The following is a 10,432-nucleotide window of genomic DNA, read 5'->3' as shown; positions in this document are numbered from 1 at the left end:
GCCGCCGTGGAGTTGCTCGGCCGGGGCCGCCGCGGGATCGGCCGGGCGGATGCCGGGACGTCAGCTCGCGCCGAAGATGATCGCCAGCGGGTCGTCCCGGTCGTAGGTGCCCGAGGGCTTGGTGGCGTAGACGTCGCTCATGTAGAGGTGCTGCCCGGAGTAGATGATCTCCGAGTAGCTGGGGCTGAAGTTCTGCTCCACCTCATGGCTGGCGACGGGGTTCTGCAGCAGCTTGGTCTTGGCGTACGACTTGGGGTCGATCCGCCAGACCGCGCCGCCGGTCTCCCAGCTGCTCTCCTGGTAGGCGAGGACGGAGCCGTCCTCGTCCAGCCCGAGCGGGGTGAGCGCGGCGCCCTTGACCCCGTCGGTCTTCCCGATCGGCTTGCCGGTCTTCAGGTCGAAGGCCACGACCTCGTTGGCCGTCGCGGAGCTGGAGTCGGTGCGGTCCTCGGAGCCGAGGAAGAGGGTGTTCGCCGACTTGGAGACGGCGAGCTTGCGGCAGCCCTCGACATTGGTCGACTCGCACTTGGCGTCGTACTTGCCGTTCTCGGTGCCGATCTTGCCGAGCACCTTGCCGCTCTTGGCGCTGTCGTCGATGGCCAGGAAGTCCGAGACCGCCGAGCCGGTGGAGTCACCGGCGTCCAGGCCGATCACCAGCGGGTCGGTGGACGCCACGTGGACGTAGTCGATGCCCTGCGAGACCTTGTACGCCGACTTCACCGCGCCCGTCTTCGGGTTCAGCGTCTGGACCTGGATCTGCGGGTCGTCGTAGTCGCCGCAGCGGCGGACCGCGACCAGCTTGTCCTCGCCGCCCGCGTAGCCGTCGTCCGCGCACTGCTCGCCCGACTTGGGCTTCCACAGGGCCTGGCCCGAGGTGGACCAGGCGGCGCCGCCGCTGGTACCGCCCGCGGCCACGGTGCCGCCGCCGATGGTGACCTCGTCGAAGGAGATCTTCTCGTCACCCTCCTTGACGCTGCGGTGCCACAGCATCTTGCCGTTCTTGAGGTCCAGCAGCCCGACCTCGGTGCAGCTGGGGTACTTGTCCTTGGCCGACGGCTTGGCCCCCTGGTAGAGGACCGTGGTGAGCCCGTCCTTGGTGAGGTGGTCCGAGGACCAGCAGACCGCGCCGTCCAGGGGGATCGTCCACTTGGCGGCGCCGCCGCTCAGGGGATAGCCGACGATCTTGTAGACACCGGCCTTCACGAAGGCGTCGTCGGTGGCCCACATGCCCTCGACGGTGACCTGGTCGGAGACCTTGGGCATCGGGATCTTGTTGAGCAGCTTGGCGTCCACGGTCTTGGCGGGCTTGTCACCGCCGCCCGTGGTGCCGCTGGAGGCGCCCTGGCTGGACTGCTTGTCCTTGCCCTTGGCCTCGCTGTCGCCGCCGTCATCCTGGGTGGCGAACCAGATGCCGCCGCCGACGATCAGCGCGACCGCGACCACGACGCTGACGATGATCGCCATGCGCTGCCTGGACCGGCCGGGACCGGCCGGACCGGGGCCGCCGGGGTACTGGGGCTGCGGTGGCTGGCCGTACGGCGGCTGGCCGAATTGCGGCTGTCCGTAGGGCTGCTGACCGTACTGCTGCTGACCGTAAGGCTGCTGGCCGGATCCGAACGGCGACGGGCCCACCTGGGTCGGCTGGGTGTGTACCGGCTGCTCCGGGTAGCCGTAGCCGCCGGCGCCCTGCGGGGGCGTCTGCGGCGGCGCGGGCGGTGCCGACGGCGGCGGAGGCGGAGGGGGCGGCGGTGTCTGCGGCGGCTGGCCGGGGCCCTGCGGATAGCCGTAGCCCTGCTGGCCCGGAGGCGGTGTGGACGGCTGCTGTGGGTAGCCGTACCCAGGCTCCTGCGGTGCGCCGAAGCCGCCCTGCGGCGGCTGGTTGGGCGGCGGAGGCGGCTGTGACATGCGAAATCCTTCAGATGCGGGACCCGTCGTCCGACCGGCCTCCCCCGCTATCCCGGTGGTCAAAACCCTCCGGGAAGGAGCGAATCGGACAGGGCACCCCGCCATTGAGCGGAAGGCAGGCGGGAGTTCTTTGTATCACCCGTAAGGGGCGCAATAGGGATCAGTGTCCAGGTCATCGATCAGCTGAGACCGGCCTGTGACGCGACCGTTGCCAGGGCACGCGCCACCGCCGCACAACCTCTTCACACCATGCTTTCAAGCCACGCACATCGTAGGTAGCGGCCCATGCGCCCCCGGGTCACGCGTCGTCGGCCAGCTCCAGCCAGCGGGTTTCCAGTTCGTCCCGCTCCCCCGTCAGCTCGCGCAGCTGCGTATCGAGCTCGGCGACCTTGGCGAAGTCCGTGGCGTGCTCGGCGATCCGCGCGTGGAGCCCGGACTCCTGCTCGCTGATCCGGTCCAGCCGTCGCTCGATGCGCTGGAGCTCCTTCTTGGCGGCGCGCTGTTCGGCCGCCGACCGCTGGCGGGCGGCCTGTTCGCCGGACTTCTGCTTGGCGGGCGCGGCGGCCGGGGCGGCCGCGGCCAGGGCGCGCTGCCGCCGCTCCAGGTACTCGTCCACGCCGCGCGGCAGCATCCGCAGGGTGGCGTCGCCCAGCAGGGCGAGCACCCGGTCGGTGGTGCGCTCGATGAAGTAGCGGTCGTGGCTGATGACCACGAGCGAGCCGGGCCAGCCGTCGAGCAGGTCCTCCAGCTGGGTCAGGGTCTCGATGTCCAGATCGTTGGTGGGCTCGTCCAGGAAGAGCACATTGGGCTCGTCCATCAGCAGCCGCAGGATCTGGAGCCGGCGCCGCTCACCGCCGGAGAGATCGCCGACCGGGGTCCACTGCTTCTCCTTGGTGAAGCCGAACTTCTCGCACAGCTGGGAGGCGGTCATCTCCCTGCCCTTGCCGAGGTCGACGCGCTGCCGCACCTGCTCGACGGCCTCCAGGACCCGCAGGTTCCGGTCGAGTTCGACGACCTCCTGGGACAGATACGCGAGCCTTACGGTCTTGCCGACCGCGATCCGGCCCCCGGCGGGCTGCTGTTCGCCCTCGCTGCGGGCGGCCTCGGCGAGGGCGTTCAGCAGCGAGGTCTTGCCCGCCCCGTTCACCCCCACCAGGCCGATCCGGTCGCCGGGCCCCAGCTGCCAGGTCAGATGGGTGAGCAGCACCTTGGGCCCGGCGGTGACGGTCACGTCCTCCAGGTCGAAGACGGTCTTGCCGAGCCGGGAGTTGGCGAACTTCATCAGCTCGGCGCTGTCGCGCGGCGGGGGGACGTCCGCGATCAGGGCGTTGGCGGCCTCGACGCGGAAGCGGGGCTTGCTGGTGCGGGCGGGGGCGCCGCGGCGCAGCCAGGCGAGCTCCTTGCGCATCAGGTTCTGCCGCTTGGCCTCCTCGCTGGCGGCGATGCGCTCGCGCTCGGCGCGGGCGAAGACGTAGTCGCTGTAGCCGCCCTCGTACTCGTGGACGGCGCCGCGCTGGACGTCCCACATCCGGGTGCAGACCTGGTCGAGGAACCAGCGGTCGTGGGTGACCACCACCAGGCCCGAGCGGCGGGTGCGCAGATGCCCGGCCAGCCAGGAGATGCCCTCGACGTCGAGGTGGTTGGTGGGCTCGTCGAGGACGATCAGGTCCTGCTCGGAGATCAGCAGCTGGGCGAGCGCGATACGGCGGCGCTCACCACCGGACAGCGGGCCGATGACCGTGTCGAGCCCCTGGGGGAAGCCCGGCAGGTCCAGCCCGCCGAACAGCCCGGTGAGCACGTCCCGGATCTTGGCGTTACCGGCCCACTCGTGGTCGGCGAGGTCGCCGATCACCTCGTGGCGGACGGTGGCCGCCGGGTCGAGCGAGTCGTGCTGGGTGAGCACGCCGAGCCGCAGATCACCGGCGTGGGTGACGCGTCCGTCGTCGACGGGTTCCAGCTTGGCGAGGATCCGGATGAGCGTGGTCTTGCCGTCCCCGTTACGTCCGACGACGCCGATGCGGTCGCCCTCGTTCACCCCGAGCGAGACGCCGTCCAGCAGGGCACGGGTGCCGTACACCTTGCCGACGGATTCAACGTTGACCAGGTTGGTCGCCATCACACTCCATTACGCGGATCGATCGGCATCCCAGGGTAGTCGCCACGCGGAGCGGCTTACGCGGGCACGGGGCGGGGCGGCTTGGTGCGGGGGGGCGGCTTGCCCAGGGGCGGGGCGGCTTGCCCGGGGCACCGACCGCACGCTTGGGCGCTGACGTATCCGATCAGGCGCCGACCACGGGCTCAGGCGTGGACCAGCCGCGCTCCGGGGACCGGGCCCGAGGTGACCCGGACCGTGCGGCAGGTGCCCGAGGCGGCCAGCCCGGTCGCGACCGCCTGCGCGGCCTCGGGGCCCTTGGCCAGGAAGGCGCAGGTCGGGCCGGAGCCGGAGACGAGGGAGGCGAGGGCGCCCGCGTCCGCGCCGGCGCGCAGGGTGTCGGCGAGCGCGGGGCGCAGCGAGAGCGCGGCGGGCTGGAGGTCGTTGGAGACGGCGGCGGCCAGTGCGGTGGCGTCGCCGGTGCGCAGCGCGTCCAGCAGCGCCCGGGAGGGCTCGGGGTCGGGCACATCGGCGGCGCTCGCGCCCGTGCCGGAGGCCTCGCGGAGCCGGTCGCATTCGCGGTAGACGGCGGGGGTGGACAGTCCGCCGTCGGCGACGGCGAACACCCAGTGGAAGGCGCCGCCGGTCTCCAGCGGCGTCAGCAGCTCGCCCCGGCCGCGGCCGAGGGCCACGCCGCCGACGAGGCTGAAGGGGATGTCGCTGCCCAACTCGGCACAGATCTCTAGGAGTTCGGCGCGGGGCGCCTGGGTGCCCCACAACGCGTCGCAGGCCAGCAGCGCCCCGGCGGCGTCCGCGCTGCCGCCCGCCATACCGCCCGCCACGGGGATGTCCTTGGCGATGTGGAGGTGGACGCCGGGCTCGATGCCGTACCGCTCGGCGAGGGCGCGGGCGGCGCGGGCGGCGAGGTTGGTGCGGTCCAGCGGCACCTGGGCGGCGTCGGCGCCCTCGACGGTGATCCGGAGGGCGTCGGCGGGGGCGGCGGTGACCTCGTCGTGGAGCCCGACGGCGAGGAAGACGTTGGCCAGGTCGTGGAAGCCGTCGGGGCGCAGTCCGCCGACCGCGAGCTGGACGTTGACCTTGGCGGGCACACGGGCGGTCACGGGGCGGCTCACGGGGCTCCTTGGCGGGGGTTCGGGTGGTTCCGACGCGGCCATTGTCCCGCCTGCGGAGACTCGGCCCACGGCGGGCCTGTCCCCCTCCCCCGGCCGAGGTATGACCAAGTGTGGCCCGGGCGGGACCCCGGGGCGGGGCTCCGCCGTGTCGGGGAGCCGCGTGGCGGAAGGGCGGGGAGCAGGCCCGCCCGCGGGCGCGGCGTGTGGTCAGGCCGCTGGCCCGCGCTCAGCGATCGCGGCGAAGTCCTCCACCCTCAGCGACTCCCCGCGCGCCTGCGGCGAGACCCCGGCGGCCCTCAGGGCCGCCTCCGCGGCCCCCGCCGACCCGGCCCAGCCCGCGAGCGCCGCCCGGAGGGTCTTGCGGCGCTGGGCGAACGCCGCGTCCACCACCGCGAAGACCTCTTCCCGGGTGGCGGTGGTGCGCGGGGGCTCGTCCCGGCGGATCAGCGAGACCAGGCCGGAGTCGACGTTCGGGGCGGGCCAGAAGACATTGCGGCCGATCGCGCCCGCGCGCCTGACGTGGGCGTACCAGGCGGCCTTCACGGACGGGACGCCGTAGACCTTGGAGCCGGGCGGGGCGGCGAGCCGGTCGGCGACCTCGGACTGCACCATGACCAGGGTCCGCTCGATGGTCGGGAACCGCCCGAGCATGTGGAGCAGCACGGGCACGGCGACGTTGTACGGCAGGTTGGCGACCAGCGCGGTCGGGGCCGGGCCCGGCAGCTCGGTCAGCCGCAGCGCGTCGCTGTGCACCAGCGCGAACCGGTCGGCGCGGTGCGGCAGCCGGTCCCGGACGGTGGCGGGGAGCGCCGCCGCGAGGACGTCGTCGATCTCGACGGCGGTGACCCGGTCGGCGGCCTCCAGCAGCGCGAGGGTCAGCGACCCGAGCCCCGGGCCGACCTCGACGACCACGTCGTCCGGGCGCACCCCGGCGGTCCGTACGATCCGGCGGACCGTATTGGCGTCGATGACGAAGTTCTGGCCGCGCTGCTTGGTCGGGCGTACGCCGAGCCGCGCCGCGAGTTCGCGGATGTCGGCGGGGCCGAGCAGAACGTCGGAGTCGGTGGAGCTCACCCAGGAAGTTTAGGCCCCTTTTTCAGGCCCCCTTCCGGCCCGGGCCCGGGCACCCGGCCAGCCCCCTCACCGGTGGAGCTTCGCGCCGCAGCTCGGCCACGGGCTGGTGCCCCGCTGCTGGTAGAGCTTCTTCGCGCGGTAGGTCTGCTCGGACGGGGGCGCGTCCTGGGGGCGGCCGTGGCCGCCGAGGGCGTGCCAGGTGCCCTGGTCGAGCTGGTAGAGGCCGCCGTAACGGCCGGAGTCGTCGACCGCGTCGGGACGCCCGCCCGATTCGCAGCGGGCCATCGCCCGCCAGTTGAGCCCGTCCGCCGGGCCGCCGACGCCTGCGGGCACGGTCATGGTGCCGACCCGGACGATCCGGGCCACGGGCGCCTTGACGATCTCGCTGCCGATCTTCCGCGGCCGCTGCCGTACGCCGTTGACGCTGCGCACCCGGTAGGTGATCCGCAGGGTTCCCGGCTCGCCGGGCCGGGCGACCAGTTCGGTGCCCTTGGGGAGGGTGGGGTCGGCGCGGCGGATGGTGGTGAAGGGCACCGGATGGTCCCGGGTCTCCTTGCCGCCGGTGATCCGCATCACCGTCACCGTCTGGCCGTCGCGCGGGAAGCTGTCCAGCGGGACGGACGTGGTGTCCTGGCCGCGCAGGGTGAGCCCGGCGGCGGCGAGCGCCTCGCCGACGGTGGCCGCGTTCGTACGGATGGCATGAGGGCGCCCGTCGGCGAGGAAGGTGACGGTCCGCTCGGTGCGGACGTGCAGGAGCAGGCCGCGGCTGGTGATGGCCGCGGAGCGGGACGCGGACAGATACGCGCCCTCGGCACGTACGCCCAGTTGGCGCAGTGCGCCGTCAACCGTGCGCGCGGTGGTCCACACCCGGCGGCGCTCCCCGTCGAGGGTGAGGGTGACGGGGCGGCCGTGGCGGACGGCGATCTCGTCGCCGTCGCCGAGCCGCTGGCCGGGCGCGGGGGCGACGATGTCGTGCGCGCCGACGTGCAGGTCCTCGTCCGCCAGCAGCTCGCCCACGTCGTCGGCGTAGGTGTGCAGCGTGCGCGCGTCGCCGTCGACGCTGAGCCGTACGGCCTTGTCCTGGGCGACGAAGGCGGAGGTGCCGCCGGCCAGGGCGGCGACCACCATCGCCTGCGGCAGCAGGCGGCGCATCGGATCGGCCCGGCCCATGACCCCGCGCCGGGCGGCTCGCTGGGCGGCTCGGCGGGCGGCGGCGCGGCCGCCCGGGACGCGGTGGCTGGCCCTACGGCTCACGACAACACTCCGGTAACACTCCACAAGTCCACTGGTCAGGGCGTTGGGACCGGGACTGTAGCGGAGTCGGGGTGACTCTCCAAAGGAAGATCATCACGCAGTGTGATCACCCGTCTCGGATCGCTACCTCCCCTCAACAGCCTTCGCCGCCTTCCCTCAATAGCCGAAGACGCGCGCCGTATTGGCCGCTGTGGCGGTCGCCAGGGTGTCCTCGGGAACACCCTTGACCTCGGCCATGGCCCGCAGGGTGAGCGGAATCAGATACGGAGCGTTGGGCCGTCCGCGGTAGGGGGCGGGGGTCAGGAACGGCGCGTCGGTCTCGACGAGGACGAGGTCGAGCGGGGCGACGGCGAGGGCGTCACGCAGCGGCTGGGCGTTCTTGAAGGTGACGTTGCCCGCGAACGACATGTAGTAGCCGCGCTCCGCGCAGATCTTCGCCATGGCCGCGTCACCGGAGTAGCAGTGGAAGACGACGGTCCCGGGCGCGCCCTCTTCGGCGAGCACCCGCAGGACGTCGTCGTGGGCGTCGCGGTCGTGGATGACCAGCGCCTTGTCGTGCTCCTTGGCGATGGCGATGTGGCGGCGGAACGAGCGCTCCTGGGCGGCCATGCCCTCCGGGCCGGTGCGGAAGCGGTCCAGGCCGGTCTCGCCCACGCCCCGCACCTGGGGCAGCGCGGCGAGGGCCGCTATCTCGTCGATCGCCGCGTCCAGGGCCGCGTCGCCGCCGGGCGCCCTGGCCCCCTGCCGGGACCAGCCGTCGGGGTCGCCGAGGACGATGCGCGGCGCCTCGTTGGGGTGCAGGGCCACGGTGGCCCAGACGCTCTCGTGGGCCGCCGCGGTCTCGGCCGCCCACCGGGACCCGGCGAGGTCGCAGCCCACCTGGACGACGGTCGTCACGCCGACCGAGGCGGCCTTGGCCAGTGCCTCCTCGACGGTGCCCGACTGCATGTCCAGGTGGGTGTGGGAATCGGCGACCGGGACCCGCAGGGGTTCCGGCGGCGGGGGCGCGTCCTTTTCCTTTTGCGCGCCGCTCGCCTTGCCACTGCCGCCGGGGGTCGATGCTGTTTTCGCCATGGGTGCGATTCTATGAATCCCGGTGAATGTGCGGTGAATCGCGTCCGGCCGCTCAGTTGGCTCGGGCTCGGGCTCGGCTCAGGTGAACCCGCTCCAGAGCTGGCTCAGGTGAAACAGCTCATACGAACCGGATCGTACTCAGTCGCGGTGGTGCTGAAAGGGATGCAGCAGATTCGGAAGGTGCCAATGGTGCCCACGGCGCCGCGCGGGGCCTCCGTTTTCCGGTGCGCGGTCCGGCGCGGCGTCCGGCGCCGGGTCCGCCCCGGTGTCCGGCGCGCCGGTGCCGTCGTCCCGGTCCCGGCCGGTGCCGTCCGCCCGGTCCCGGGTGGTGTGCGGCCTCCCGCGCCGCGCACTCTCCAAGACGGAGGAGACCTGGCCCGAGCGCATGATCCGCACCAGATGCGCACCGCAGTTGACGCAGTCGGGGCTCGTCAGCGGGGACGGAACGCGCCGTCCGCCGGTGAAGTAGACGACGAAGGCGCGGCCCTCGCCGTCCACGTGGTGTTCGATGTCGTACGACCGCTCCCAGCCGTGCCCGCACTTCATGCAGGCGAAGGCGTACGCCTCGTGGGCCACCTCGCCCGACTGACCGGAGGGGACGTGGGCGGCTATCGGATGAGCACCGCTCGAGGTTCCCGCAATATCGCTCATGGCAGCTCCTCTTGTCACATAGGACAAGTCTTCCGGTATGGGATCACCCCGGGTCTTCCACAACCAGTGGACGCCTTTCCCGGCGCCACCGCACGGGCCCTTCCCTCTCCTTGAGCGAGATTTGGCAACGGCCATGGAGAAACTGGCGAGCAACTGCCCGGCTACTAACCTGAGCTTTGCCTTTCGCTACGGAGCTTTACCTTCGCGTGGCGCGCTTCCCGCCGCGTTCTCCGCCGCGACGACCGCGTTCTTCGCCGCCACGACCGCGTCGAAAACCTGCCGTTTGGGCACCCCCGCCTCCTGCGCCACCGCCGCGATGGCCTCCTTACGGCGCTCACCGGCCTCCTCGCGCACCGCGACCCGGCGGGCCAGCTCCGCGGGGCCCGCCTCCTCGGGGCCGGGCGCGGGGGCGCCCTCGACCACGATGGTGATCTCGCCGCGCACGCCCTCCGCCGCCCAGACGGCCAGCTCGGCCAGCGGGCCGCGCCGCACCTCCTCGTACGTCTTGGTCAGCTCCCGGCACACCGCGGCGCGGCGGTCCGGGCCGAACACCTCGGCCATGGCCGCGAGCGTGTCGTCCAGCCGGTGCGGCGCCTCGAACCAGACCAGGGTGCGGCGCTCGTCGGCGACCTCGCGCAGCCGCGTCAGCCGCTCCCCCGCCTTGCGCGGCGGGAACCCCTCGAAACAGAAGCGGTCCACCGGCAGCCCGGACACGGCCAGCGCGGTGAGCACCGCGGACGGGCCGGGCACGGCGGTGACGGTGATCCCGCGCTCCACGGCGGCGGCCACCAGCCGGTAGCCGGGGTCGGAGACCGACGGCATGCCCGCGTCGGTGACCAGGAGCACCCGGGCACCCCCGGCCAGCGACTCGACCAGCTCGGGCGTGCGGGCCGACTCGTTGCCCTCGAAGTAGGACACCACCCGGGCGGACGGGCGTACGTCCAGGGCCTGGGTGAGGCGGCGCAGCCGCCGGGTGTCCTCGGCGGCGATCACATCGGCGGCCATGAGCTCGGCGGCCAGCCTCGGGGGCGCGTCCGCCGTGTCGCCGATGGGGGTCCCTGCCAGTACGAGCGTTCCAGTCACGCCCCCATCCTCGCAGCCGGGCCCAACGCCTCCCGCGACCGGCCGCGGGCCCGGCCCCGGGACGGCCCCGAGACGGCCCCAAGCCCGGCCGCGTGCCCGGCCGGGACCGGCCGCGGGCCCGGCCCCCGAGGCGACCGCCCCTGCCACGAATCCCCGTTCGCCCCCT

At 73.1% G+C, this 10,432-nt stretch carries 8 protein-coding genes; all 8 read right to left on the bottom strand.

The features are described from left to right. Positions 1 to 60 precede the first annotated feature (60 nt). The 8 genes from VT50_RS29570 to rsmI all read right to left on the bottom strand — a co-directional run bounded on the left by VT50_RS29570 (position 61) and on the right by rsmI (position 10,266). Entirely contained in the window at positions 61 to 1,905 is a 1,845-nt protein-coding gene (locus VT50_RS29570; RefSeq protein WP_053048452.1) for a hypothetical protein, read from the bottom strand. Positions 1,906 to 2,203: 298 nt separating this feature from the next. Then, entirely contained in the window at positions 2,204 to 4,021 is a 1,818-nt protein-coding gene (locus VT50_RS29565) for an ABC-F family ATP-binding cassette domain-containing protein (protein ID WP_046084866.1), read from the bottom strand. 182 nt (positions 4,022 to 4,203) lie between these two features. Then, positions 4,204 to 5,172, bottom strand: a complete 969-nt coding sequence (locus VT50_RS29560; RefSeq protein WP_046084867.1) for a 4-(cytidine 5'-diphospho)-2-C-methyl-D-erythritol kinase — start codon at positions 5,170 to 5,172, stop codon at positions 4,204 to 4,206. Between the two features lie 165 nt (positions 5,173 to 5,337). Beyond that, entirely contained in the window at positions 5,338 to 6,204 is an 867-nt protein-coding gene (gene rsmA / locus VT50_RS29555; RefSeq protein WP_046084868.1) for a 16S rRNA (adenine(1518)-N(6)/adenine(1519)-N(6))-dimethyltransferase RsmA, read from the bottom strand. A 66-nt stretch (positions 6,205 to 6,270) separates the two neighbouring features. After that, a complete protein-coding gene (locus tag VT50_RS29550) occupies positions 6,271 to 7,482 on the bottom strand; it encodes a ubiquitin-like domain-containing protein (protein WP_420822239.1) in 1,212 nt (403 codons plus the stop codon). Positions 7,483 to 7,614: 132 nt separating this feature from the next. Next, on the bottom strand, positions 7,615 to 8,532 hold the full coding sequence (locus VT50_RS29545; RefSeq protein WP_046084870.1) for a TatD family hydrolase: 918 nt from the start codon (positions 8,530 to 8,532) through the stop codon (positions 7,615 to 7,617). Positions 8,533 to 8,670: 138 nt separating this feature from the next. Next, positions 8,671 to 9,183, bottom strand: coding sequence for a hypothetical protein (locus VT50_RS29540; protein WP_046084871.1), 513 nt, complete (start codon positions 9,181 to 9,183; stop codon positions 8,671 to 8,673). Positions 9,184 to 9,369: 186 nt separating this feature from the next. After that, entirely contained in the window at positions 9,370 to 10,266 is an 897-nt protein-coding gene (rsmI, locus tag VT50_RS29535; protein ID WP_046084872.1) for a 16S rRNA (cytidine(1402)-2'-O)-methyltransferase, read from the bottom strand. Positions 10,267 to 10,432: the final 166 nt, after the last annotated feature.

The organism is Streptomyces antioxidans, assembly GCF_000968685.2.
In the GTDB taxonomy this organism is placed as follows: Bacteria; Actinomycetota; Actinomycetes; order Streptomycetales; family Streptomycetaceae; genus Streptomyces; species Streptomyces antioxidans.
The sequence above is the reverse complement of the archived record's forward strand: the minus strand, read 5'-3'. Positions and strand labels throughout refer to the sequence as shown.